This is a genomic window from Pseudarthrobacter sp. MDT1-40-2 (assembly GCF_059383595.1).
Map to the genome: position 1 here is coordinate 356,592 of NZ_JBWZCL010000002.1, position 25,154 is coordinate 381,745.

Genomic DNA, 25,154 nt, shown 5'->3' on the forward strand with positions numbered 1-25,154 from the left:
CTACATGTTCACTTTTGACCAGCTCGCCGGGTTTATCGCCGTCGCTGAGGAACTTCACTTCGGCCGTGCCGCTGAACGCCTGGAAATGACGCAGCCCCCGCTGAGCCGGTTGATACAAAAACTCGAAAAAATCGTAGGAACCCCTCTGTTCGAGCGGACCAACAGAAATGTACAGCTGACACCGGCCGGTTTGGCTTTCCTGGACGAGGCCAGGCGTCTTTTGGCCCTCGCCGAACGGGCACCCACCGCTGCCCGGAGGATCGCCTCGGGCCGCTCCGGTCACCTGCGCATCGGTTTTACAGCCGGCAGTGCTCTGAACGTTCTGGGGCCACTGCTTGGGGAGACCAGCAGGCTTTTACCCGACGTCGACGTCGAACTCTCGGAACTGGTCACGGGCAAGCAGATCAGCGGCCTTCTCACCGGCGAACTGGATATGGGCCTCGCCCGCCCGCCATTCGACGAGGAGATTTTTGACTCCCGGCTGCTTCACCGGGAGTCCGTGCTGCTTGCCGTTCCTTCCGGGCACCCGCTCACGGAAGCGGGCAGGGAACTCAGCCACGAAGATTTCAAGAACGAGCCGCTTATTATGCACTCACCAACAGAAGCCCGGTACTTCTACGACCTCGTCGTTCGGATGTTTCCCATTCGGCATGCGAACGTGGGTCACGTCGTCAGCCAGATTGTCACCATGGTCTCCCTCGTGGCCGCCAAGCGCGGTGTGGCCTTGGTACCTGCGTCCGCGGCGCAGCTGAAGTTTGAGGGAGTGCGGTACCTCCCCCTGCAAACCCAGGGAGAGAAGCCGGTGGAACTGCATGCCATATGGATGAAGAGCGCCGAAAACCCGGCGCTTCGAAGGCTGTTGCAAGATTTGGACTTTTCGACCGCATATCCCTTTCTCCGTCCCTGAAAGCAGACATCAATGATGCCTTTTAGGCATCATTGAATACCCGAAAACTCTTGGACAGGCATCACGCCGCCTGCCTACCCTAGACATAACCCACCACTACGCCCCAGCGGCATTACCCAGAGGACCCAACCGTGGCAAAGTACTCACCCCAGGAACTGGCGGACACTCTCAAGGAAGGCCTTTTGTCCTTCCCCGTCACCTCGTTCGACGCAGAACTGCAGTTCGATGAGGAAAACTACCGCAAGCACCTGGCCTGGCAGGCGAGCTTCCCGGTAGCGGGTCTGTTTGCCGCAGGGGGGACCGGTGAAGGCTTTTCCCTTTCTGCGTCCGAGTCCGAGCGTGTTGTCCGCACCGCGGTTGAAGAGGTCGGCGGCCAGGTGCCTGTTCTGGCATCAGCCGGCGGGTCCACGGTCCAGGCAATAGAGAACGCCAAGGCTGCCGAAGCCGCCGGCGCAGAGGGCATTCTCCTTCTACCCCCGTACCTCACCGAAGCGGATCAAGCCGGCTTGACCGAACACGTCAGCGCCGTCTGCAAGGCAACGTCCCTGGGTGTGATCATCTACAACCGTGCGAACGCCATCTACAAGGACACCACGGTGGCCACCCTGGCGGACCGGCACGAGAACCTCATCGGATTCAAGGACGGGGTGGGCGACCTCGAACACGACGCCCGTGTCTACGCCAAACTCGGCGACCGGCTCTTCTACCTCGGCGGTCTGCCCACAGCCGAAACTTTTGCGCTCCCCCTGCTGCAGCTGGGCATGAGCACCTACTCCAGCGCCATGTACAACTTCGTCCCGCAGTTCGCCCTGGACTTCTACCAGGATGTGCGCAACAACGACCGCGTCGCCGTCAACAAAAAGCTCAACGACTTTGTGATTCCGTACCTGGACATCCGGGACCGGGTGAAAGGCTATTCGGTATCGATCGTCAAAGGCGGGCTTGATGCCATCGGTCGTTCTGCCGGACCCGTACGCCCGCCGTTGCAGAACCTCGCAGAGCAGGACCTCGCGGACCTCAAAGCCCTCATCGCCACCGTCTCCTGATCCACCACCTCTACAAGGAGGAACATCATGACCCTCACCGGACACTCCCTGATCGCCGGACAAACCGTTATTGGCGAAGGAAAATCAGCCTTCGGCTACAACCCCGCCACCAACGAAGCCCTCGACCCTGCCTACTCCCTCCTTACGGAAGACCAGCTCAAGGCAGCTACCGCGGCGGCTGCGGAAGCGTACGCTTCCTTCTCCACTTTGGACCCGGAGACCCATGCCGGTTTCCTGGAGGCCATTGCGGACAACATCGAGGCCATCGGTGAGGATCTGATCACACGGGCAAGCCAGGAAACCGGCCTTCCCGCAGCCCGCCTCCAGGGTGAACGGGCGCGGACCACCGGCCAGCTGCGACTCTTCGCAGCCGTCGTCCGCACAGGTGACTTCCGCGGAGTGCGCATCGATCCCGCCATCCCTGAGCGCACGCCCCTGCCCCGGGCAGACATCCGCCAGCGCCAGATTCCGCTCGGCCCCGTCGCCGTGTTCGGCGCCAGCAACTTTCCGTTCGCCTTCTCCACCGCAGGCGGAGACACCGCGTCAGCTTTGGCCGCGGGTTGCCCGGTTGTGTTCAAGGCCCACAACGCACACCCCGGCACCGGTGAGCTGGTGGGCCAGGCCGTGGTGAAGGCTGTTCAGGACTTCAACCTGCACCCCGGTGTTTTTTCCCTGGTCTACGGCCCCGGTGCCAGCATCGGCCAGGCCCTTGTCGCCGATCCCGCCATCAAAGCCGTTGGATTCACCGGTTCCCAGAGCGCCGGCATCGCGTTGATGAAAACTGCCGCCGCCCGCCGCGAACCCATCCCCGTCTACGCGGAAATGTCGTCACTGAACCCGGTTTTCGTCTTTGAAGGTGCACTGAACGGCTCCCCCGAGGAAATCGACGCCCTGGCTCAGCAGTACATCACCTCCGTGACGGCCAGCTCCGGCCAGCTCTGCACCTCCCCCGGCCTGCTTTTTGCCCCGTCAGGCGAGGCAGGTGACAGGTTCGCCGCCGCCGTCGGCCGTGCCATCTCTGCCTGCCCGGGACAGACCATGCTCACCGAAGGCATCGCCGGCTCCTGGAACGCAGGCACCGACGCGCTGGGCAGCGCAGAAGGTGTGGACCTCATCGGCAAGGGACTGGACGGGGCCACAAAGAACGCACCGGCGCCCGCTATCTACGGCACCCAGGTCCGCGACTTCGTGACCAACCACGTCCTGCACGAGGAGATCTTCGGCGCCGCGTCCCTGGTCATCCGTTACACCAGTTCCGAGGACCTGCTCGAGGCAATCCGCGGGCTGGAAGGCCAGCTCACGGCATCGCTGCAGCTCACCGAACAGGACTACCCCACCGCGGCGCCTCTCATTCCCGCACTGGAACAGAAGGTAGGCCGCATCATCGTCAACGGCTGGCCCACCGGCGTCGAAGTTGGCCATGCTATGGTCCATGGCGGCCCGTTCCCTGCAACGTCGGACTCCCGCACCACCTCCGTCGGCACCCTCGCCATCAACCGCTTCCTCCGCCCCGTGGCCTACCAGAACATCCCCCACGAACTCCTTCCCGCACCATTACAGGACGGAAACCCCTGGAACGTCAGCCGCCTCATCGACGGCAGCACGGTTCTGGCAGCGGAAGACAAAGCAGAGGTCGGCGCATGAGCAACCAGCCAACCGTAGCCAGGGTAGAGGTGGTACCCGTCGCCGGGCACGACAGCATGCTGATGAATCTCAGCGGCGCCCACGGGCCTTTCTTCACCCGCAACGTAGTGATCATCACCGACTCCGACGGCAGGACCGGGCTGGGGGAGGTTCCCGGCGGCGAGAAAATCCGCACCACCATCGAAGAAGCCGGACACCTGATTGCAGGCAGGCCGGTAGCGCGCTACCGCTCCCTGCTGCGTGAAGTTGCCGCGGAATTCGCTGATCGGGATGCGGGTGGCCGCGGCCTGCAGACCTTCGACCTCCGGACCACAGTCCACGCAGTAACCGCCGTCGAATCAGCCCTGCTGGACCTGCACGGACAGTTCCTCGGAGTCCCGGTAGCTGAACTCCTAGGCGACGGGCAACAGCGGACCTCCGTGCCAATGCTCGGCTACCTGTTCTTCATCGGCGATCATGCCCGGACTGACCTGCCCTACCTGGTGGAGGACGCGCCGTCGGACCGCTGGGAAAAGCTACGCCGCCGGGAAGCCATGACCCCGGAGGCCATTGTGGCCCTCGCCGAGGCTGCCCAGGAAAGGTATGGCTTCAGCGACTTCAAACTCAAGGGTGGGGTGCTGTCCGGCGACGACGAAGTGGATGTGGTGACGGCCTTGGCCGAGCGCTTCCCCGAAGCCCGCGTCACGCTGGATCCCAACGGCGGCTGGCTCCTGGAAGAGGCCATCCGGCTGGGCAAGCGGATGCAGGGTGTCGTGGCCTACGCCGAGGACCCCTGCGGTGCTGAAGGGCGCTTCTCCGGCCGCGAGGTCATGGCTGAATTCCGCCGCGCCACCGGCCTCAAGACGGCAACCAACATGATCGCTACGGACTGGCGGGAAATGTCCCACGCCATACGCAGCAACGCCGTTGATATCCCGCTCGCGGATCCGCATTTTTGGACGATGCACGGCTCCGTCCGGGTAGCCCAGATGTGCCACGAATTCGGTCTGACCTGGGGCTCCCACTCCAACAACCACTTCGACATCTCCCTGGCCATGTTCACGCACACCGGTGCTGCCGCTCCTGGTGAGATCACGGCGCTGGACACGCACTGGATCTGGCAGGACGGCCAAGGCCTCACCAAGGAGCCGCTGCAGATCAAGGACGGCGCCATAGCGGTCCCGGATGCTCCCGGCCTAGGAATCGAACTGGACCGCGACGCCTTGGACAAGGCACACCAGCTGTACCTTGAGCACGGCCTCGACGCCCGCGACGACAGCATCGGAATGCAGTACTACATCGACGGCTGGTCCTTCGATCCGAAACGGCCCTGCCTCGTCCGCTAAGACCGGAGACCACAAAAAACCCGCCGGCCGGCATCCCCGCAGGGGCCGGCCGGCGGGAATCCACAGTTAAAGAAGGGCACAGTATGGGCGGGGCTGTCTCCGGAATCCTGATAGTTTCGGTCGTCATCGCCGTCGGATACCTCGCCGCCCGACTTCGAATACTCGGGCCCGAAGTCCAGGACGCACTGACCCGCACTGCCTTCTTCATCACCAACCCCGCGTTGCTGTTCACCGTTCTGGCCGGCAGCGACATCCGCGCTGCTTTGGGAACCGACGCTCCTCTTGCGCTGTTATCCGCAGCGTTGGCAGGGCTTCTTTATTGGCTGCTGAGTTTCCTCTTCTTCCGCCGGCCCGCAGCTGAAACAGCCGTCGGTGCCTTGGCAAGCAGCTATGCCAACGCGAACAACATCGGGATCCCGGTGTCCCTGTATGCCGTAGGTACCGCGCAGCACGTGGCGCCGGTGCTGCTGGTCCAGCTGGTGGTGCTGGCACCGTTCTACCTCACCGTCATGGGCCTGGCCTCCGGGGCCACGTTGTCCTGGAAGAAGATCCTGCTTCAACCCTTCAGTAACCCGATGATCATCGCCTCAGCGCTGGGAGTTGTCGTTTCCCTCACAGGTTGGACTGCCCCTGACCTGGTGCAAGAACCCATCGACATGCTGGCCGACGCTGCTGTGCCCATGGTACTGCTGGCATTTGGCCTCTCCCTGGCAGGCAAGGCTCCTCTGCAGCGGGGCGCCGGCCGAACCGAGGCATTAGTGGCTACTGCCGTAAAACTAGCGGGAATGCCCCTCATCGTGTGGCTTCTCGGGAAGTTCGTCTTTGACCTCGACGGCCAGCATCTGCTGGCAATGGTGATCCTGGCTGCACTACCCACAGCCCAGAATGTTTTCCTGTTCGCGTCCCCGTATGGCCGGGGAACCACCATGGCCCGGGACGTCATACTCTGCACCACTTTGCTAAGCGGCGGAGCACTCCTGGCGGTCGCCTGGCTGCTGGCGCCATGACCTCTGCCGCGGATGCTTCCTACTTCGCGGGGTTGTGCGTGCCGATCGGCGTCAGGCTGAGGTCCGGGTAGTTCTTCTCGATCCGGCGCAGCGCCCAAACGTCATTGAACAGGGCCAGGTACTCGCCATCGGACCGCAGCAGCACCTCAGCGCCCTGGACGTTGGCGAGCACCGGCATGGCGTCCGCCGTCGTGATCCTTGCCATGGAGTAGTTCAGGCGCTCCAGCCGCATGGGGGCGCTGAAGTCGTGCGCCATGCGGTCCTCCACCACTTCGAACTGCATGGGGCCAACAGCGGCAAGCACCGGTGCCTGGTCACCGCGGACGTCGGAGCGGAGCACCTGGATGACGCCCTCGTGCTCCAGCTGCTCGATGCCGCGGCGGAACTGCTTGAAGCGGCTGGGATCCTTGGACCGTGCCACCTGGAAATGCTCGGGGGCAAACAGCGGGATGGCCGGGTATTCCACGGGTTCCTCGACGAACAGGCTGTCCCCTACACGCAGCGAGGACGCGTTCACCAGGCCAACAACGTCGCCGGGGTAGGCCTCGTCAATTACTTCGCGTTCACGGCCGAACACCTGCTGCGCATATTTGGTGGCGAACGATTTTCCGGTGCGGGTCTGGGTGACCACCATGCCACGCTCGAAAACGCCGGAGCAGACGCGGATAAACGCTACGTGGTCGCGGTGGGCCTTGTTCATTCCGGCCTGGACCTTGAAGACGAAGCCGGAGAACGGGGCCTCAACGGGGCGGGGTTCGCCGTCGATGTCCGGGCGGGGGGCGGCCGGAGGGGCGAAGTCAACCAAGGCATCCAGGAGTTCCTTGACGCCGTAGTTCAGCGCGGCAGAGCTGAAGAGGATGGGCGTGGCCTCGCCTGCGTGGAAACTCTCGACGTCGAACTCCAGGTTCGATTCGATGACCAGGCCGGCTTCATCCACGGCGTCCGTCCAGTTGCTGCCCTGGCTCGCCGCGGCTTCTTCCGGGGTCAGGTACTCGGTGAGGGCAATCTTGGCCCCGGCGTTATTGCGCTCGAAACGGGCAAAGCGATCGTTTTTCAGGTCCCAGACGCCACGGAAGTCGCCGGATATGCCTACGGCCCAGGTCAGCGGCATGGGCTGCAGGCCCGTGCGCTCGGTGATCTCGTCCATCAGCGCCAGCGCGTCCAGGCCCGGGCGGTCCCACTTGTTGATCACGGTGATGATGGGGAGGTTGCGCTGCTTGCAGACCTCGAAGAGCTTCATGGTCTGGGTTTCCAGTCCCTTGGCTGCGTCCACCAGCATCACGGCACAGTCGACGGCGGCCAGGACCCGGTAGGTGTCCTCCGAGAAGTCCGCGTGCCCGGGGGTGTCCAGCAGGTTGATCACGGTGTCCCGGTAGGAAAACTGCAGGGCCGCGGAGCTGATGGAGATGCCGCGATCCTTTTCCATCTGCATCCAGTCCGAAACAGTTTCCTTGCGGTTGGCCTTGCCGCTGGATGCGCCGGCCGTGCCGATGACTTTTGCGTGCAGTGCCAGCGCCTCGGTAAGTGTGGATTTGCCGGCGTCCGGGTGGGAAATAACAGCAAAGGTCCGACGCCGGGCCGCCTCTTTGTGAATCTCGTGGACTCGGGCGGGGCTCAGGACATCTTGGGACACGGTGCTACTTTCGCTGCGGCGGGGGACCTGCCGCTTTGTTGGGGCGCTTGGCTGGGTTTTGCATCTGACTTTGCATCAGTATTGCCTCTGGGAGGCTTTGGCACGAACGGATCGGCTGACAAGCCAAGTTCCAGTTTATCGCAGGGCTTGCCTACGGCCGAAGGCGCCACTTAACCCGGACGAAACGCTGAATTCAAGACGGCGAAATATCCGCCGGGTAGTTTGGTCCCGTGAGCACAATTATTGGGGTTTTTTCACGTTCGGAACGGAACTGATCCGCCATGTCCATCGCCGCCCTTTCAGGCCTTTTCTTTGATCCACTGGCTTCGTCCGGCGCCGCTGTTCCGGCGGTAGTGAGTGCAGAAGTGCCGGCCGCCCAAAGCGAGCCTGCGCCGGATGCTCCTCAGGCCCTGACCCGCAGGCCGGAAAAGACGCACCGGTTGGAGAACCGCGCTGCTTCCCTGCAGGAGGTCCGCAGGGATCTCGAGCGGCTGTCGCGCCGGCGGGCGGCGGGTCAGCGGCCCTGACCTGGCACATCATGATGGTCAGCGAGGCTCATTGAGCCTGTTCGCCATCCCGCTGCCCGCACCCTTTGCGGTCCTGACGCTGAGTCATTTCTTGTGGTCTCCGGTCATACGCTGGCTGAGGTAGACCGGAACCATGGATGCGAGAATCAGCAGGGCAGCGATCACGTTGACGACCGGCGCCTGATTGGGCCTGGCCATGTTGTTAAAGATCCAGATCGGCAGGGTCTCCGTCCCGGGAGGAGCCGTGAAGGTAGTTACGACGATCTCATCGAAGCTCAACGCGAACGCCAGCACCCCACCCGCCACGAAAGCGGACCGGAAGCCCGGGAAGGTAACCGTGAAGAAGGTCTTCACTACGTTGGCGCCCATGTCCATGGCCGCCTCTTCCAGGCCCCTGTTGATTCGGCCCAGCCGGGCCTGCACGTTATTGAAGACCATCACGATGCAGAATGTTGCATGCCCCACAATCACGGAGAACAGTCCCAGCCCAATGCCGATCGGTTCAAGCACCGTCTTGAAGGTGTTGTTCAAAGCGACCCCAGTAACGATGCCTGGCAATGCGATGGGGAGTACAACCAACAGATTCACAGTGTTCTTGCCGAAGAATTCGTAGCGCGAGAGCGCAAAGGCGATCATGGTCCCCAACACCAGTGCGATGGTCGTAGCCAGTGCGGCAACACGCAGGGAGGTCCAGAGGGCCTCCCTGACGCCTTCGTTGTGGAATGCGGCGCTCCACCAACGGGTGGTGAAGTCAGTAATGGGGAACGTGCCGGACGTTGAGGCATTGAAAGAGTTCAGGACCACCAGCATCAACGGCAGGTAAATGGCTGCCATTATCAGTCCGGCAAAGAGCCGCAATGAAAGTTTGGCGGAGGATGAAAATCTCATGGACTCGGGCTCCTAAAGCTGCTTGAGGGCGCCGGACTTGCGGGCCAGGAAAAGATACAGGACAACGACGACGATCGGCACCGTGCCGAATGCGGCCGCGAGCGGAGGGTTCAAGTTGATGTTCGAGGCGATTACCGTGCCAATCACCTGCGTCTTGCCGCCTACGAACTGCGCCGCGATGTAGTCTCCCAGGCTCAAGGAGAAGGTGAAGATGGACCCGGCAATGAACGCCGGCTTGAGGAGCGGGATAGCCACGGTCCTGACAGTTGCCCAGGCTTTCGCACCCAGGTCTGAAGAGGCGTCAAAAAGGTTGTCCGGGATCTGGCGGAACGCCGAATACACAGGAACGGCCATGTAAGGGAACCACAAGTACGCCAAAGTCACTATCAGGGCCGGGGTACCGTAGCCGGGTCCGGTCATACCCAACGGTGCCAGCAGCCAATCGAGCGGACCACCGTTCATGAACGTGATCCGCCACGAAAACACCTTCACCAGGTAGCCTGCCCAAAGTGGCAGCGTTATGCCGATTGCGAGCACGGCACGCACGGTTGGAGACGCCACCTTTGCCATGTACAGGCCAAGCGGCAACGCCACCACGGCGCACAGGACGGTCACGGCAAACGCGATTCCGATCGTGCGCAGTGCAGTGAGCTGATACGCGGGAACGGTGAGGATCTCCAGGAAATTGTCCAGGGTGAATGCCGGGATCACCTTCGAGGTGAAGGTGTCGGTTGTCCAGAACGCAGTGACAAACAACAGGACAAGCGACCCTATGTACAGCACGCCAAGCCATGCCAGCGGGAGGGTCAGTAACGCAGTCAGCCTGAGCTTCGGCCTGGCGTACAGGAGCCTGGAGATACCGTCGCCGCGTCGGCGGTGATGACCGTCCGGCGTGGGGGTGCCGGATAGTACCTCCGGCTCGATCGTAGATGCTGCCATGGGGGTTTTCGACGGGTTACCCGCCGTTCCTCCTTCGGAGTGGGGTGCTGACTGCGGGCGGAAGGTGGCGCAGCGCGCCACCCTCCCCCCGCCTGAATGGGGAAGCAGACGAAATGCTTCTAGCCCTTGACCTCTGTCCAGGCCTTGGTCCACTCCTGGTAGTTGGTGCAGGTTGCGTCGGTTCGGCCGTCAATGCACTGCTCGACCGGAGTGGTCCACATCCAGACCTGCTTGTAATAGTCCTCGTCAGTGGCATGGAAGGTGGCGCAGTGTTCCTCGTTCTCTTTGGAACCCTCGCAGGCGAGCGCATTCGCCGGGGCCATGCCGAAATTCTGGGCAATCTTGGCGTTTACTTCCGGGCTGGAGGCCCAGTCCATCCATTTGTACGCGCAGTTGGCGTTCTTCGACTTTGAGGACAGCATCCAGGTATCGGACCACCCGGTAGCACCTTCTTTAGGCAAAACAGACCCGACCTTGCCGCCGTCGGCCTGGGCGATGTTCACCACTACCTGCCATCCGGTACCCAGTGAAGCGGTACCGGATGAGATGGAAGAGGCTGCCTTCAGGGCGTCGTTCCAGTACTCTCCGGCAATCTTGTTCTGGGACTTGAGCAGATCAACCGCCGCAGCCAACTGATCCTTATCCAGCGCGTAGGGATTGGTGATGCCCAGGTCCGGCTGGGTCGCCATCAGGTAGACGGCAGCGTCAGCGATGAAGATCGGGGAATCGTAGGCCATGACCTTCCCCGCGTACTCGCTGTTCGGATCCCAGGTGGCTTCCCACGAGTCCGGAGCTTCCGGAACCGCTTCTGTGTTGTACATCAACACGTTTGCACCACGCCCGATGGGAACTCCGTAGCTCTTGCCGTTAAGGGTGTCGTAAATCTGGCCCTTGAGGCCATCGACGATGTTGCCGAAGTTGGGGATCAGATCCGTGTTGATAGGGGCAACATCACCTCCCGCAATCAAGCGCAGGGATGCGTCCCCGGATGCCGAGACGAGATCATATTCACCGGTGCGCATCAGTTGCACCATCTCATCGCTGGTTGCGCCGACCTTCCGGTTGACGCTGCACTGGGTCTGCTTCTCGAACTCGGTCACCCAGTCCGCGTCGGGGTTGGTGGAACCATCTTCAACGAAACCGGCCCAGGCAATGATGTTGACTTCGCCTTCGGACGCCCCTACCTCAGTGGCAGCTGGAATGTCGGGGACCTGGATGCCGCCGCTTGATGCCGCGGGTGTCGGGCCCCCGCATCCGGCCAGAACCAGGGAGAGTGCGGCCAGTGCTGCGAGCGGCAGGGCTTTGGTCGTATTCATGGGTACCTTCTTTCGTGGTGCGTGGTGATGACAGAGGTGGTGAAGAACTAGACGGTGTAGTTGAAGCGGGACGGCCACTGGAGCCGGACGCGGTCGCCACGGCTTGCTCCGGACGCACGGGAATTGTTCTGTTCCTGAACGATGAGGGTTTGCCCGCCGTCGGTGCGTGCCATGTAGCGCGTAGCCGGACCCGTGTAGACGATCTCCTCGATGACCGCTTCCAGACTGGAGACTTGATCCGCAGTAGGTGAAGAGTCATTGAGGTTCCGGACTTGGATCCGCTCCGGCCTGATGCTTAGCAGAGCTGTGGAACCTGTCAGTTGCCGTGCCAATTCACCTTCCACCAGGTTGGTACTGCCCAGAAAGGAAGCGACGAAGCGGGTGCGGGGTCTTTCATAGAGGTCTTCCGGCGTGCCCACTTGTTCGACAACACCCTCGTTGAAGACCGCAACGCGGTCAGAAAGAGTGAGCGCTTCTTCCTGGTCGTGGGTAACGAAAACAAAGGTGATGCCCACGGTGCGCTGTATCTGTTTGAGTTCGACCTGCATCTGCTCGCGCAGTTGTTTGTCCAGGGCGCCGAGCGGCTCATCGAGCAGCAGCACCTGCGGGCGCAATACCAGGGCGCGGGCGAGGGCCACACGCTGCCGCTGGCCGCCCGAAAGCTGCGAGGGCAGTCTGTCCGCCACATGTGGCAGCCGGATCATCTCCAGCGCCTCGTTGACCAGCCTGCTGCGTTCTGCTCGAGGGGTCTTGCGCAGCTTGAGTCCGTACTCCACGTTCTGCGCCACGCTCAGGTGGGGGAAAAGAGCATAGTCCTGGAAAACAGTGTTGACGTTGCGCTCGAACGGTGCGCGACGGGTCACGTCGCGGCCACGCAGGTCGATCCGGCCCGAGGTGGGCAGTTCAAAGCCGGCAATCATACGTAGCACGGTGGTCTTGCCGGAGCCCGAAGGCCCCAGCAATGAGAAAAACTCACCCTTCCGGATATCCAGGTCCAGGCCTTTGACGGCAGAGAACTCCCCGAAGGTTTTCACCACATTGCGCATCGCAATTGCGGGCCTGCCAGCGGGGTCCGGGGTTTCCTGGGCTGAGGCTGCGGAAGCAGCGGGGGATGCTGTGGCTTGCACGGCGAAGGTCCTTCCCAACGATGACTGTGATGCGGGCTACACATCAGGTCGTTAAACATATGGAACCAGAGGCTATATGTAAAGAGCATCACACCATGTAAATTTGGTATTGCGAATGTGCACGTAGTGGCGGCGACTCGGGAAGGATTGAACTCATGCCTCAGAACTCGTCGCCGCGTCAGCGCATGCTCTCTACCGTCTTTGCCCCGCTGGGTGAAGCGGGCAAGGCGCAGCGGGTGCAGGACCGGATCGTTGAGGGCATCGCGGCCGGCGTGCTGCGGGACGGTGATCGCCTCCCGAGCGAAGCTGAATTGGCTTCCATGATGGGCGTCGCCACCGTCACGGCAAGGGAGGCCCTCGTCGGACTTAGGTCGCACGGGCTGGTAACGACCCGCCGAGGACGTGAAGGCGGCACCTATGTCACTGTCCCTGCCGGGCGCCGGGCCGAACTGGTACGTGCCCGGCTTCGGGGGATGAGCCGGGTAGAGGTTCGCGACCTCGCGATTCACTACCGGGCTATTGCAGCGACAGCGGCCGAACTCGCAGCCGACTTCGCGGGACCCGAGGATGCCGGAGTACTGCACGGGATGCTACGCGGTCGCGGCTTCGGGGGAGCCGCGGTAGGAGAATTCTTCCTCGAACTGGCGGCGCTGAGCCAGTCTGCGCGGCTGACGCGTGAGTTCGGCCGGCTTCACAAAGAGTTCGGTCCACTGATACTGCTGCTGCAGGAAGACGGAGACTTCGACGCCACCATGGTTCAGCTGTGCGAACGTATTGCCGACGCGGTGGCCTCCGCAGATGCCGCCGCCGCACGCGAGGCTGTGACTACCCAGATCCGAACCGGCCTGACAGCTCTTATCAACGAACACGCCCGGCTTGTTGACTCTCAACCGGATGACACCAGAAGGAGGACAGGATGAACCCCGTGACCGAATGGGCCGAGGAAGGTCCGGTGGGTCCGCTTAGCCAAGTAACGGGCTTTTTCGAGGACATCCTCGCTGAAGTCTCAGGCTGGGTGCCTGTGCTGGCAGACCTGTTTCATGATCCTGGTCATCCCCCGCGGGCCAAACAGCTCAATGTAGTCACGCGGCCCCTGGCAGCCGCCCTGGTGAAAGGCCGCCGCTCGCCCATAGCCGGAGCTGGATTCGTGGCCGCAGAAGACGCACTGGCCGATGCCGCTTGGCACATGGCCTGGTGGCAAGGCGAAGCCATGGAACCGCTGGTACTGCTGTCAGCGACTTCAGCTTCAGATACCTACATGCGGCGCGAATGGTTCACCAGGCCGATGGAGACCGGGCAGTCACACGTCACCGGGCCATATGTCGATTTCTTATGCACGGATGAATACACCGTGACCATGACAGTGCCAGTGGCGGCAGCAGGCCGAAGGGTCGGAGTGGCAGGTGCAGATGTGTTCGTTGAGTCACTGGAACACCACCTCCTCCCAAAGCTGAGGGCGCTGCACCCGGCTGCCAGCCTGGTCAACCAGGCTGGCAGGGTGGTGGTCTCGGCGGATGCCCAATTGGCCGCGGGCACTCTTTTGGCTCCCTACACTTTGGCTGCAGGGCGGACCGTCCGTCCACGAGGCGATTGGTACGCAGGCGCGGAGCTCCTGGTACTGCCCTGCGGGCAGCTGCCGCTGGCAGTCGTCCATCCGCTCGCAGTGGGATCCAACGCAGTCCGCTGAAACGGCGCCGGTCACACCTCTCACCGTCGAAGTCGAAGGACACGCAAAATGCCCGCCGGCCGGCCGCCGTCGAAGCCGGTTCCCGCAGCGGTCTCGAAACTCCCCGACGGGGCACTTTGGGGCTTGCCCGTGCGGAAGTTGGCGTTCTTTACCTCTATCATGGTGCTTGCGGGAAAACGTGCACTTTGGCCTCCCGCCGACACACCGCCGGAAACGGCATCTATGCAGGCATGGGCCTGCACCATTGAAGGGAAACAAGCATGGCTCGGAGCCCCGAAGAATCGCTCAAGGCGACTCTGGGCAGGGTGGCTCCCGGCACGCCGTTGCGCGATGGCCTCGAACGCATCCTCCGCGGTCGGACCGGCGCGCTGATCGTCCTTGGCTCAGACCGCACCATCGAATCCATCTGTTCGGGCGGCTTCGACATCGGAATCGATTTCTCCCCCACAAGGCTTCGTGAGCTGGCCAAGATGGACGGGGCCATCATTTGCGACAGGGACGCCGGCAACATCCTCCGCGCCGCGGTCCAGCTGGTCCCCGATTCCAGCATCGAAACCCAGGAATCCGGCACCCGGCACCGCACTGCTGAGCGCGTGGCCATCCAGACGGGCGTGCCCGTGATCTCCGTGAGCCAGTCCATGCAGATCATCGCGCTGTACGTCAACGGCCTGCGCCACGTGCTGGAGGGCTCCGAAAAAGTCCTGGCCCGCGCCAACCAGGCCCTCGCCACACTGGAGCGCTACCGGTCCCGCCTGGACCAGGTCACCAGCTCGCTGTCCGCGCTGGAAATCGAAGCCATGGTCACCGTCCGTGATGTCGCCGTCACCCTACAACGCCACGAAATGGTGCGCCGGATTTCCGAGGAAATCTCGCAGTACGTCCTGGAGCTTGGCGAGGACGGCCGCCTCCTGTCCCTGCAGCTGGACGAACTCACGGTGGGCCGTGGACCGGGCAGCGACGTCATCATTCGCGACTACGCCGGCCCGAATGCTTCCCCTGAGGACATCGACGCCGCGGTCAGCGCCCTGGTGAACCTGGGCCCCACTGAACTGATCGACCTTGGCAAAATTGCCGGGATTATTGGCTTCGCCGGCGGCGTGGACAGCCTCGAAGCCGTGGTCCAGCCGCGCGGCTACCGGCTGCTGTCCGGCCTCAAGGCCGTGCCCAAGGCCGTGGCGGACAGGCTGGTGGACCACTTCGGCGGCCTGCAGCACCTGATGGCTGCCACCATCGAGGACCTCATGACCGTGGACGGCATCGGCGACCAACGCGCCCGCACGGTCCGCGAAGGCCTCAGCCGGATGGCAGAAGCCAGCCTGCTGGACCGGTTCCTGTAAGCCTCAACCAAGCTGGCATCCAGCGCAATCATAACGCGTTTCCACGCGTTGCAGGCCAGCCAGTTGGCTATTCGAGCTGGAAGACCGCTTTCTGGCTGGTCCGGGCCCCCAGTTTGGCCACATACACGTAGTACGCTCCACCGGCTCCGGGCACCGCGGCGACGGGCGCGCAACCCTCCACGCTGCGGTTCCGTTGCCACGGAAAATTGGCACTCTCGCTCTGGCCAGGCTGGATTACCTTCACCAGGTCCTCACTCTTTGCCTGGCAGTCCCGGGAGGAAAATATCCTGTCCGTGCCGCTGGTAATCAGGAACTCCATTTGCGACGTTCCCATGTTCACTTCGCAGGCAACCGTTCCGCCGTTGGTAACCTGCAGCGTCAGCATAGGCATTTCAGTCGCCGCGTAGGTGGTCTTGTCCGTAGCCGCGGCTACCGACACCAGGCTTTGGTCGCAGGTGGGCGTGGACGGCGCCGTGGGGCTTGGCTCTGCACTGGGGGCCGAGCGTGGGTCCACGGCTGGCGCGGTCTCCGCGGCAGCCGGCGAGGTGCTTTGCGTGGACGACGCCGGCTGGCTGGATCCGCTGAAGGCGCCGGCGGCAGCGAGCATGGCCAGCAGCATGGCCACCACCACAAGGAAGGCACCACCTACAACCAGCCGGCGACGCCTGTACACCGCCGCGCTCACGGGCCGCTTTGCTGCGGGGCGGGACTTGCCGCTTGAGGATTTGCCTTGCCTGACCATTCTCCTAGGCTAAGGACGCCCACTGTCTGCGCGGGTATCCCACGCCGGGGAGCGGGCCAACGGTGCCACGGAACACAGGATGTGCGGCGCGAAGAACGCAGTAACGGACCCTTAGATCCACGCCCTCCGGCGCAGCGGCGGCTCCTCGCCACCGGGCTTTTGTAGGAGCACCTGGTTCACACCGGTAAGCCGTTCTTCAAAGCCCACGGCACTTGATGCCATGTACAGCCGCCAGACCCGGGCACGCCCGGGAGAGGTCAACCGTACCGCCTCGTCCCAGTTCTCTTCGAGGTTCCGTACCCATGCCCGGAGGGTCAGGGCGTAGTGCCGGCGCAGGGCCTCGACGTCCAGTACCTCGAACCCGCCGCTTTCCAGGGCAACCACCATGTCGGAGAGGCTGAGCATCTCTCCGTCGGGGAATACGTAGCGGGGAATGAACGAATCGGGGTCCTCTGCGGTGGGGCCGGCATTCCAGGAGATGGCGTGGTTGAGCAGCCGGCCGCCGGGGCGCAGCAGGCTGTGCAGCTGGGAGACGTAGCGGGCGAGCTGTGCCCTGCCGACGTGCTCTGACATTCCTATGGAGCTGATCGCGTCGTAGGGCCCGTCCATCACGTCCCGGTAGTCCTGGACGCGGATCTCTATGTGCTCGGTCAGGCCGGCATCGGCCACGCGCTTGCGTGCACTGTCCGCCTGCTCCCCGGACAGCGTGACGCCAACGACCTTCACGCCGTAGCGCTTCGCGGCGTGCAGGGCGAAGCTGCCCCAGCCGCAGCCCACATCCAGCACCCGCATTCCCGGCTTCAGCCCCAGTTTCCGGCAGACCAGATCGAGTTTGGCTTCCTGGGCAGCCTCCAACGAGGTCTCCGCACTGTCAAAGACTGCGCAGGAATAGACCATTGACGGACCGAGGACCAGGGCATAAAAGTCGTTGCCGACGTCGTAATGGTGTGAGATTGCCGCGGCGTCGCGCTTCTTGGAGTGCCTCCTGCCGTGCTTTTCGATCTTCACTTCCTCTGGCGGCGGTGCCGGCTCCGGCCCCAGCGCGCCGAGCCCGATGGCGGTGGTGAGGAGCGTACGGAGCTCCGCGACCGTTGGCTTGCTGAAAGGGCCCGGCTCCGCGAACTTGCCCTGCGAACGCAAGGCTGCGAAGGCGGCGAAGATGTCTCCGTGCGCCACTATCTCGCCTGCAACATACGCCCGGCTCAGGCCGAGCTGCCCGGGTGACCAGAGGATCCGACGCAACGCCCGCCGCGAGGTGAATTCAACAAGCGGTGCACCCTCCGGCCCGGATTCCGAGCCGTCCCAGGCCCGCAGCCGGATAGGGATCTGGTCCGTCCCCAGGACAATGGCCAGTGCTCTGGCCAGTAGTGGTGCTGCTCCCGGTGTCCTTGCCACGTTCATCGCCTCCTGTCCGGCGCATCAACTACAGTGTGTGCATCAAAGCTAATGCCATACCTCCCGCCCCGTCGATGGACACTCCTATCTCTCGCCAGGCACTTCCGGTCACGCCTGCCATCCATCGAGCCATCACCGAGTGGTTTGCTGCCGAAGCCCGCGATCTGCCCTGGCGCCTGGAGGATTGCACACCGTGGGGAGTCCTGGTCAGCGAGGTGATGCTGCAGCAGACCCCTGTGGTCCGCGTGCTGCCCGTCTGGAAAGACTGGTTGTCCCGCTGGCCCACTCCCGCGGACCTGGCCGCCGAAGCCGCAGGCGAAGCGGTGCGCCACTGGGGCCGGCTGGGCTACCCGCGCCGGGCACTGCGGCTGCACGCCGCCGCCGTCGCGATCACAGACACCCACCACGGCAAAGTTCCCAGGGACTATGAAGCGTTGCTGTCCCTGCCGGGCGTGGGCAGCTACACCGCTGCCGCCGTCGCCGCCTTTGCATACGGCCGCCGCCAGACAGTAGTGGACACCAACATCCGGCGTGTCCATGCACGGCTCTTCAGCGGGACAGCCCTCCCGGCGCAGGCGTTGACCGCAGCGGAGATGCGGCTGGCTGCCGAATTGCTGCCTGCCGACGCCGGGCTGTCGGTCCGCTGGAACGCTGCCGTCATGGAGTTGGGCGCCGTGATTTGCACGGCCCGCGCTCCCAAGTGCGCGGACTGCCCGGTCCGGAGCGTTTGTGCCTGGCGGCTGGCAGGCGAGCCGCCGCCGTCGTACGTTCCCAAAGGGCAGGCGTGGCACGGCACGGACAGGCAGGTTCGAGGAGCCGTGATGGCGGTACTGCGGCAAGCGGACTCCCCCGTCTCCGCGGAACTGTTCCTGACGCCGCCCGCGGACCTGGGACTGGGGCCGGAGGGCGTGGCCGTTCCGCTGGCAGCCCTGCACCGGCTCAACGCGCCACCGGAGCAGCTGGACCGCGCTCTGCTGGGACTGCTCTCTGACGGCCTGGCAGAGATGTCCGACGCCGGTTACAGCCTGCCGTCATGACGGGCACCTTTGCCAGGGCCGCCCCCGAACAACAGGCATACTTTGCTGGGTGACTGAGACTCCCGCTGTTTCACCCCGAACTCCGGTCGTGGCCAAACCATGAGAACCGTGATGTACGTAGCGTGGGCCGTGTTTGTGGTGGTCGCGGTGCTCTCGGCCATCCAGATGGTGCGCAAGAACCGGCAGCACGAGCGGGAAACCGCCCACTGGCCGCGGACGCATGCCACCGTTACGGGCCATATCGCCGGTTGGAGCAGGGGTGCAGGCGGGGCCAACAGGAACCGCCGCTTCTTCCCCGCCTACCAGTACCTTGACTCCCACGGCACGCTCTTTGTAGGCCAGTCGGAGATTCCAGGTGGCGAGATCCCCGTCCCGGGAAGCGTCATCGAGGTGGCCTACAACCCGGCCAATCCTGGCCAGTCTTTCCACCAGTCAGCTAAGCCCAGGCAGACCCTTGGCTGTGCCATTCCGTTTATGGCCGCCATTGCAGGGGCGTTCTACTTCTTCATCGGCATCTTCCCGGAATAACCGGTGCCTGATCAGCGCCCCGGGAATACCATGGAGCCATGTCCAGGGCCGCGGTACTGCTGATGGCAACTACGACGGCGTTACTCACCGCCGCGTGTTCATCCCAGGAAGCGGGGTGCCCGGCCATTGCGGCCGTGCCCGCAGTATCCGTAACCGTAGACCGCGACTACGTGCCGCAGGTCCGGTCGCTGCATCTGAAGGCCTGCCAGGACGGAACCTGCACCGAGGGCCCGCTGGACCTGCAGCCGGGCTCCGTAAGTGTGGGCGGGGAATGCGATCCCCATGGGGGTCCGGACAGCGTTTGCTCGGCCACTGCTTCTCCTGACGGGACACTGCGGGGCATGCTGCTGCTGGAGCCGCTGACCGAATCGCCAGTGGATGTGACCCTGACCGGCGTGGGAAGTGACGGCGCGCCGCTGCCCCTGCGCACCCTCACAATTACCCCCGTCGTGTCCACGCCCTACGGCGAACAATGCGGCCGCTTCATATCCGCCTCGGTCACCCTTGGCGCTGACGGCCTCAGCTCACGGCTCCCCGAACCCTGAACGCACCAGGTCGCCCACGTACTCCACGGCCTTCCCGGCATCCGGTCCGGACGCCTCAACCCGCAGCACGGAGCCCTTCCCCGCGGCGAGGGTCATCAGCCCTGTCATCGAGGAGGCGTCGACGCCGTTGATGCTCACTTCGGCATCCAGCGAGGAAATTCCGCCGGCGATCTTCGCCGCCGGCCTGGCATGCATCCCAGCCTGATTTACCAGTTCGAAGTCCCCTGTTGCGTCTGGCGTGGCATCGGCCGCGCCATTCGCTGTGCCTGTTTCAACTGCCGGGTCCCCTGGTTGCGTCCGCCCGGCACCGGCAAATGTGGCAGCAACGGCTTCAGCCGCTTCCCGGACGGCCTTGGCATCGGCTCCGCTTTGCGCGGCAACAGCAGCCGCCACGAGTCCTTCCACCAGCGGGGCGTCCGCCAGCAGGATTTCACCGGCCTCCTCGGCAAATTCAATGGCGGATTCGGCCGTCATCACCGCAGAACCAAGATCGGCCAGCACCACGGTCCCCTCATCCCCGGTTGCCCTGTCCAAGGCCTCCATGACCTTCTCCAGGCTGGTGCCGATCCTGCCGTCACCGGTTCCCCCGGCTGCGAGGATCTGCACGTCAGGAGCCATTTGCCCGGCAAGTTCCACGGCGCCGTCGGCGATCTTTTCGCTGTGCGACACCACTACCAGCCGCACGCTCACCGAGCGGCCTCTGCCGCCGCCCGCAGGATCAGCGCGCTGGACTCCGCCCCGGGATCGCGGTGCCCGGCGCTGCGCTCCCCCAGATAGCTCGCCCTGCCCTTGCGGGCGACCAGGGGCTCCGTGGCTTCTGCTCCGGATGCGGCAGCGTCAGCAGCCGCCTGGAGGACGTCCTGCGGCGCGGCGCCGTCGTCGGCTGCCTTCCGGGCGGCCTCTACCGCCGGCGTCCACGCATCCACCATGGTCTTGTCCCCCGGCTCGGCTTTGCCCCGGGCCACGATGCCGCCCAGGGCCGCCTCCAGCGCGTCCACCAACAACGAGGGTTCGACGTCGGCAGCGTCACCCAGCGCCGTGGACGCGCGCAGGAAGGCGGTCCCGTAAAGCGGACCGGCGGCCCCGCCAACGCTGGACATCAGCGCCATGGCAGTCATCTTCAGTGCTGCAGCGGGACTCTCCGGCGGTGCCTCTGCGAGCTTGGCCACTGCCGCCTGGAATCCCCGGTCCATGTTTTCGCCGTGGTCGGAATCGCCGATGGCCCTGTCCAGATCGATCAGGCGGCCACGGTTTTCCTTCATGGCCTCAGCTGAGAGTTCCAGCCACTTTAAAGTCCACTTGGTATCCAGCCCCATCCCTACACTCCCCAACGCAGTGCGGCCGTGCGGACGGGCGCGTCCCAAAGTTCGGTCAGTTCATCATCCAGCCGGAGGACGGAAATGGAGCAACCCTGCATTTCCAGGGCGGTGATGTAATTGCCTACCAGCGAACGCGCTACCGTGATGCCACGCTCTTCCAGGACCTTGGCGGCCCGGCGGTAGACGATGTACAGCTCGCTTTGCGGCGTTCCGCCCATGCCGTTGACGAAGAGCAGGACGTTCTCCCCCTGCTTGACACCGAGATCGGTGAGGATGGGCTCGAGAAGGCGGTCCGTGATGCCATCAGCGCCCTCCATGGGAATCCGGTGCCGGCCTGGCTCACCGTGGATCCCGATGCCGATCTCGATTTCGTTTTCTTCCAGGTCGAAGCTGGGCTGTCCCGCATGCGGGACGATGCACGCGGACAAGGCAACGCCCATACTTCGCACGTTGTTGTTGACCCGGCCGCCCACTGCGGCCACTGCATCCAGGTCATCACCGCGCTCCGCGGCCGCTCCCGCGATCTTTTCCACCAGGACGGTGCCGGCAACACCCCGCCTGCCGGCGGTATAGAGCGAATCCTCCACCGCGACGTCATCGTTGACCAGGATGGTGCGGACCTGCACGCCTTCGGCCTCGGCCATCTCTGACGCAGTCTCGAAATTCAGGACGTCACCGGTGTAGTTCTTTACGATGTGCACCACGCCGGCACCCGAATCGACGGCCAGGGTGGCGGGAATGATCTGATCCGGCGTCGGCGAGGTAAACACCGCCCCGGGCACGGCGGCGTCGAGCATTCCACGTCCCACGAAACCGGCGTGCAGCGGTTCATGACCGCTGCCGCCACCGGACACCAGCCCCACCTTGCCGGCCACCGGCGCATCCTTGCGGGTAATAAACGCAGGAGTGGTGTTGACGGTCACGAGGTCTGGATGGGCCATCCCGAATCCTTCAACGGATTCGTCGACCACGGCTTTGGGATCATTGATGAGCTTTTTCATGGTGCTCCTGGGCTTCGTTTGGCTTCCTGGAGAGTGTGCTCTTGACCCTACTACCCGGACACGGCAGCGCGGAAGGTCCGGGTTTGTTCTCAACCTTCCAGCTGGCGGATCATCCGGGTGTTGCCCAGCGTGTTGGGCTTCACCCGGGCAAGGTCAAGGAACTCCGCCACGCCCTCGTCATGGGAGCGCAGCAGTTCCGAGTACACCACTGGGTCCACAGCGCTTTGGTCGGCCATGACCTCGAAGCCATGCCGCTTGAAGAATTCCACCTCAAAGGTCAGGCAGAAGACCCGCGAGACCCCCAGCAGCCGGGCCTCCTCCAGGAGCCGTTCCACCAGGACATGCCCCACACCCCTGCCGCGCCAGGACTCATCCGTTGCCAGGGTGCGGACCTCCGCCAGGTCCTCCCACATCACATGCAAGGCGCCGCAGCCGATGACCGTGCCGTCAGAGGCCTCGGCGATCCGGAATTCCTGCAGGCTCTCGTAATAGGCCACTGTCTCCTTGGCCATCAGGATCCGCTGCTCGGCCAACGGAGCCACGAGTTCCTTGATGGAGGCGACATCGCCGGTACGGGCAGGGCGGATACGGAAGGAATCAGTCACACGCCTATCCTATGGTTGCCATGGACGGCGGAAACGCAAAAGGCGTCCGGCGGCTGTTTCCAGCCGGGGACGCCTTTTGCGGTTACTGCCGCAGTTGCGGATTACTACACGATCGGGGCTATCTCGGGGATACGCGGCTTGGCGTTGCCCTGGAACGTGAACTTGGCGTCGTCGCCTTCGCCATCCACGTCCACCACCACAATGTCGCCGGCGTGGAGCTCACCGAACAGGATCTTCTCGGAGAGCTGGTCCTCGATCTCGCGCTGGATGGTGCGGCGCAGCGGCCGGGCACCCATTGCAGGATCGTAGCCACGCGTGGCCAGAAGGCGCTTGGCTGCCGTGGTGAGTTCGATGCCCATGTCCTTGTCCTTGAGCCGCTTTTCCAGCCGGCCTACGAACAGGTCCACGATCTCGATGATCTCGTCCTGCGTCAGCTGCGGGAACACCACGACGTCGTCAACACGGTTCAGGAACTCGGGACGGAAGTGCTGCTTCAGTTCCTCCGTGACGCGGGCGCGCATCCGGTTGTAGCCGGTCTGCGTGTCCGTGCCCGACTGGAAGCCGGTGGCAACGCTCTTGGAGATATCCCGGGTACCCAGGTTGGTGGTCATGATGATCACGGTGTTCTTGAAGTCCACCACGCGGCCCTGGGAGTCGGTCAGGCGGCCGTCTTCCAGGATCTGCAGGAGCGAGTTGAAGAGGTCAGCGTGGGCCTTTTCAACCTCATCGAACAGCACCACCGAGAACGGCCGACGGCGGACCTTCTCGGTCAGCTGGCCGCCCTCCTCGTAGCCAACGTAGCCCGGAGGGGCACCGAAGAGCCGCGAGACCGTGTGCTTCTCGGAGTACTCGGACATGTCCAGGGTGATCAGGGCTTCCTCTTCACCGAAGAGGAATTCCGCGAGTGCCTTGGCCAGTTCGGTCTTGCCGACGCCGGTGGGGCCGGCGAAGATGAACGAGCCGCCGGGACGCTTGGGGTCCTTCAGGCCTGCACGCGTGCGGCGGATAGCCTGGGACATGGCCTTGATGGCTTCGTCCTGGCCGACAACGCGCTTGTGCAGTTCCTCTTCCATCTTCAGCAGGCGCGAGGACTCTTCCTCGGTCAGCTTGAAGACCGGAATACCGGTGGAGTTGGCGAGCACTTCGGCGATGAGATCCTCATCAACCTCGGAGATGTCGTCCATGCCGCCGGACTTCCAGTGGCGTTCCTTTTCGGAGCGCTCGGTGATCAGCTTCTGTTCCTTGTCGCGGAGCGACGCGGCGCCTTCGAAGTCCTGCGCGTCAATTGCGGACTCCTTCTCCATCTTGAGATCGGCTATCCGCTCATCCATGGCCTTCAGCTCCGGCGGAGCAGTCATCCGGCGGATGCGCAGCCGTGCGCCGGCCTCATCGATAAGGTCGATCGCCTTGTCCGGCAGGAAGCGGTCCGAGATGTAGCGTTCGGCGAGGCTTGCGGCCGAGGCGAGGGCGCCGTCGGTGATCGTTACGCGGTGGTGTGCCTCGTAGCGGTCGCGGAGGCCCTTAAGGATCTCGATGGCGTGTGCAACCGAGGGCTCCTTGACCTGGATGGGCTGGAAACGGCGCTCCAGCGCTGCGTCCTTCTCGATGTGCTTGCGGTACTCATCCAGCGTGGTGGCGCCGATGGTCTGCAGTTCACCGCGGGCCAGCATGGGCTTCAGGATGGAGGCCGCGTCAATCGCGCCTTCCGCTGCGCCGGCACCAACCAGGGTGTGGATCTCATCGATGAAGAGAATAATGTCTCCGCGGGTACGGATCTCCTTGAGGACCTTCTTCAGGCGCTCTTCGAAGTCACCGCGGTACCGGGAGCCGGCCACCAGGGACCCGAGGTCCAGCGTGTACAGCTGCTTGTCCTTGATGGTCTCAGGAACATCGCCGCGGACAATCGCCTGCGCCAGGCCCTCGACGACGGCAGTCTTACCGACGCCGGGTTCGCCGATCAGGACGGGGTTGTTCTTGGTGCGGCGGGAAAGGACCTGCATGACGCGTTCCATTTCCTGTTCGCGGCCAATCACAGGATCCAGCTTGTTTTCGCGCGCTGCCTGGGTCAGGTTGCGGCCGAACTGGTCCAGCACCACGGAACCGGCGGGGGTGCCTTCGGGCTGGCTGGAACCGACGCCTGCGCCGGTGCTTTCCTTGCCCTGGTAGCCGGAGAGCAGCTGGATGACCTGCTGGCGCACCCGGTTGAGGTCAGCGCCGAGCTTGACCAGCACCTGCGCCGCAACACCCTCACCCTCGCGGATGAGTCCCAGCAGGATGTGCTCCGTGCCGATGTAGTTGTGGCCCAGCTGCAGGGCTTCGCGAAGCGAGAGCTCCAGCACTTTCTTAGCGCGCGGTGTGAACGGGATATGGCCGGACGGCGCCTGCTGGCCCTGTCCGATAATCTCCTGTACCTGCTCGCGGACGCCGTCAAGCGAAATGCTCAAGGACTCCAGAGCTTTGGCCGCAACGCCTTCACCCTCATGGATAAGACCCAACAGGATGTGTTCGGTTCCGATGTAATTGTGGTTCAGCATGCGTGCTTCTTCTTGGGCAAGCACAACTACGCGACGGGCACGGTCCGTAAATCGCTCAAACATTT

24 protein-coding genes are annotated in these 25,154 nt (G+C 63.7%); 12 read left to right on the top strand and 12 right to left on the bottom strand.

The annotated features are described in order from the left end of the window. The first annotated feature begins 4 nt into the window (after positions 1–4). The 5 genes from AC50X5_RS07865 to AC50X5_RS07885 all read left to right on the top strand — a co-directional run bounded on the left by AC50X5_RS07865 (position 5) and on the right by AC50X5_RS07885 (position 5,929). Complete coding sequence (locus tag AC50X5_RS07865; protein WP_494975541.1) at positions 5–907, top strand: LysR substrate-binding domain-containing protein; 903 nt, start codon at positions 5–7, stop codon at positions 905–907. A gap of 131 nt (positions 908–1,038) precedes the next feature. Continuing rightward, a complete protein-coding gene (gene kdgD, locus AC50X5_RS07870; protein ID WP_494975542.1) occupies positions 1,039–1,953 on the top strand; it encodes a 5-dehydro-4-deoxyglucarate dehydratase in 915 nt (304 codons plus the stop codon). 27 nt (positions 1,954–1,980) lie between these two features. Continuing rightward, a complete protein-coding gene (locus AC50X5_RS07875) occupies positions 1,981–3,597 on the top strand; it encodes an aldehyde dehydrogenase (NADP(+)) (RefSeq protein ID WP_494975543.1) in 1,617 nt (538 codons plus the stop codon). After that, on the top strand, positions 3,594–4,922 hold the full coding sequence (locus AC50X5_RS07880) for an enolase C-terminal domain-like protein (RefSeq protein WP_494975544.1): 1,329 nt from the start codon (positions 3,594–3,596) through the stop codon (positions 4,920–4,922). The genes AC50X5_RS07875 and AC50X5_RS07880 overlap by 4 nt, the downstream gene beginning before the upstream one ends. A gap of 83 nt (positions 4,923–5,005) precedes the next feature. Then, positions 5,006–5,929: an AEC family transporter gene (locus AC50X5_RS07885; protein WP_494975545.1), complete on the top strand. Its 924-nt coding sequence runs from the start codon at positions 5,006–5,008 to the stop codon at positions 5,927–5,929. Positions 5,930–5,948: 19 nt separating this feature from the next. Here the strand turns inward: AC50X5_RS07885 and AC50X5_RS07890 are convergent, their stop codons facing one another. Then, positions 5,949–7,562, bottom strand: coding sequence for a peptide chain release factor 3 (locus AC50X5_RS07890; RefSeq protein WP_494975546.1), 1,614 nt, complete (start codon positions 7,560–7,562; stop codon positions 5,949–5,951). Between the two features lie 281 nt (positions 7,563–7,843). Here AC50X5_RS07890 and AC50X5_RS07895 point away from each other — a divergent pair, with 281 nt between their 5' ends. Further along, the gene (locus tag AC50X5_RS07895; RefSeq protein WP_494975547.1) at positions 7,844–8,089 is read left to right on the top strand and encodes a hypothetical protein; all 246 of its coding nucleotides are present in this window, start codon (positions 7,844–7,846) and stop codon (positions 8,087–8,089) included. A gap of 84 nt (positions 8,090–8,173) precedes the next feature. Here AC50X5_RS07895 and AC50X5_RS07900 read toward each other — a convergent pair whose 3' ends face one another. The 4 genes from AC50X5_RS07900 to AC50X5_RS07915 form a co-directional block, all read right to left on the bottom strand. After that, positions 8,174–8,977, bottom strand: coding sequence for an ABC transporter permease (locus AC50X5_RS07900; RefSeq protein WP_494975548.1), 804 nt, complete (start codon positions 8,975–8,977; stop codon positions 8,174–8,176). Positions 8,978–8,989: 12 nt separating this feature from the next. Further along, a complete protein-coding gene (locus AC50X5_RS07905) occupies positions 8,990–9,916 on the bottom strand; it encodes an ABC transporter permease (protein ID WP_494975549.1) in 927 nt (308 codons plus the stop codon). Between the two features lie 119 nt (positions 9,917–10,035). Then, complete coding sequence (locus AC50X5_RS07910; RefSeq protein WP_494975550.1) at positions 10,036–11,232, bottom strand: extracellular solute-binding protein; 1,197 nt, start codon at positions 11,230–11,232, stop codon at positions 10,036–10,038. Positions 11,233–11,279: 47 nt separating this feature from the next. Beyond that, on the bottom strand, positions 11,280–12,278 hold the full coding sequence (locus AC50X5_RS07915; protein ID WP_494976068.1) for an ABC transporter ATP-binding protein: 999 nt from the start codon (positions 12,276–12,278) through the stop codon (positions 11,280–11,282). 236 nt (positions 12,279–12,514) lie between these two features. Between AC50X5_RS07915 and AC50X5_RS07920 the strand changes: the two genes are divergently transcribed. The 3 genes from AC50X5_RS07920 (at position 12,515) to disA (ending at position 15,383) form a co-directional block, all read left to right on the top strand. Then, a complete protein-coding gene (locus AC50X5_RS07920) occupies positions 12,515–13,279 on the top strand; it encodes a winged helix-turn-helix domain-containing protein (RefSeq protein ID WP_494975551.1) in 765 nt (254 codons plus the stop codon). After that, positions 13,276–14,046 carry a cache domain-containing protein gene (locus AC50X5_RS07925; protein ID WP_494975552.1) on the top strand — a complete coding sequence of 257 codons (771 nt, stop codon included), beginning with the start codon at positions 13,276–13,278 and terminating at the stop codon, positions 14,044–14,046. Before AC50X5_RS07920 ends, AC50X5_RS07925 begins: the two co-directional genes overlap by 4 nt. 260 nt (positions 14,047–14,306) lie before the next feature. Then, entirely contained in the window at positions 14,307–15,383 is a 1,077-nt protein-coding gene (gene disA / locus AC50X5_RS07930) for a DNA integrity scanning diadenylate cyclase DisA (protein ID WP_494975553.1), read from the top strand. A 67-nt stretch (positions 15,384–15,450) separates the two neighbouring features. On the opposite strand, the gene AC50X5_RS07935 is transcribed toward disA, so the two are convergent. Together AC50X5_RS07935 and AC50X5_RS07940 are read right to left on the bottom strand one after the other, a co-directional pair. Continuing rightward, positions 15,451–16,125 carry a hypothetical protein gene (locus tag AC50X5_RS07935; protein ID WP_494975554.1) on the bottom strand — a complete coding sequence of 225 codons (675 nt, stop codon included), beginning with the start codon at positions 16,123–16,125 and terminating at the stop codon, positions 15,451–15,453. A gap of 111 nt (positions 16,126–16,236) precedes the next feature. Continuing rightward, positions 16,237–17,520 carry a class I SAM-dependent methyltransferase gene (locus AC50X5_RS07940; RefSeq protein WP_494975555.1) on the bottom strand — a complete coding sequence of 428 codons (1,284 nt, stop codon included), beginning with the start codon at positions 17,518–17,520 and terminating at the stop codon, positions 16,237–16,239. Positions 17,521–17,594: 74 nt separating this feature from the next. Here AC50X5_RS07940 and AC50X5_RS07945 point away from each other — a divergent pair, with 74 nt between their 5' ends. The 3 genes from AC50X5_RS07945 to AC50X5_RS07955 all read left to right on the top strand — a co-directional run bounded on the left by AC50X5_RS07945 (position 17,595) and on the right by AC50X5_RS07955 (position 19,630). Further along, complete coding sequence (locus AC50X5_RS07945; protein ID WP_494975556.1) at positions 17,595–18,557, top strand: HhH-GPD family protein; 963 nt, start codon at positions 17,595–17,597, stop codon at positions 18,555–18,557. A 111-nt stretch (positions 18,558–18,668) separates the two neighbouring features. Further along, a complete protein-coding gene (locus AC50X5_RS07950; RefSeq protein WP_494976069.1) occupies positions 18,669–19,085 on the top strand; it encodes a DUF3592 domain-containing protein in 417 nt (138 codons plus the stop codon). A 38-nt stretch (positions 19,086–19,123) separates the two neighbouring features. Continuing rightward, positions 19,124–19,630: a hypothetical protein gene (locus AC50X5_RS07955; protein ID WP_494975557.1), complete on the top strand. Its 507-nt coding sequence runs from the start codon at positions 19,124–19,126 to the stop codon at positions 19,628–19,630. Here AC50X5_RS07955 and dhaM read toward each other — a convergent pair. From dhaM to AC50X5_RS07980, 5 genes are all read right to left on the bottom strand, one after another. Next, positions 19,610–20,320 carry a dihydroxyacetone kinase phosphoryl donor subunit DhaM gene (dhaM, locus tag AC50X5_RS07960; RefSeq protein WP_494975558.1) on the bottom strand — a complete coding sequence of 237 codons (711 nt, stop codon included), beginning with the start codon at positions 20,318–20,320 and terminating at the stop codon, positions 19,610–19,612. The genes AC50X5_RS07955 and dhaM overlap by 21 nt on opposite strands. Then, positions 20,317–20,946: a dihydroxyacetone kinase subunit DhaL gene (gene dhaL / locus AC50X5_RS07965; protein WP_494975559.1), complete on the bottom strand. Its 630-nt coding sequence runs from the start codon at positions 20,944–20,946 to the stop codon at positions 20,317–20,319. The genes dhaM and dhaL overlap by 4 nt, the downstream gene beginning before the upstream one ends. A gap of 2 nt (positions 20,947–20,948) precedes the next feature. Then, positions 20,949–21,950, bottom strand: coding sequence for a dihydroxyacetone kinase subunit DhaK (gene dhaK, locus AC50X5_RS07970; protein WP_494975560.1), 1,002 nt, complete (start codon positions 21,948–21,950; stop codon positions 20,949–20,951). Positions 21,951–22,039: 89 nt separating this feature from the next. Then, positions 22,040–22,555 (bottom strand): amino-acid N-acetyltransferase, encoded by a 516-nt coding sequence (locus AC50X5_RS07975; protein ID WP_494975561.1) that lies wholly within the window; start codon positions 22,553–22,555, stop codon positions 22,040–22,042. A 104-nt stretch (positions 22,556–22,659) separates the two neighbouring features. Next, a complete protein-coding gene (locus AC50X5_RS07980) occupies positions 22,660–25,152 on the bottom strand; it encodes an ATP-dependent Clp protease ATP-binding subunit (protein ID WP_493983620.1) in 2,493 nt (830 codons plus the stop codon). Positions 25,153–25,154: the final 2 nt, after the last annotated feature.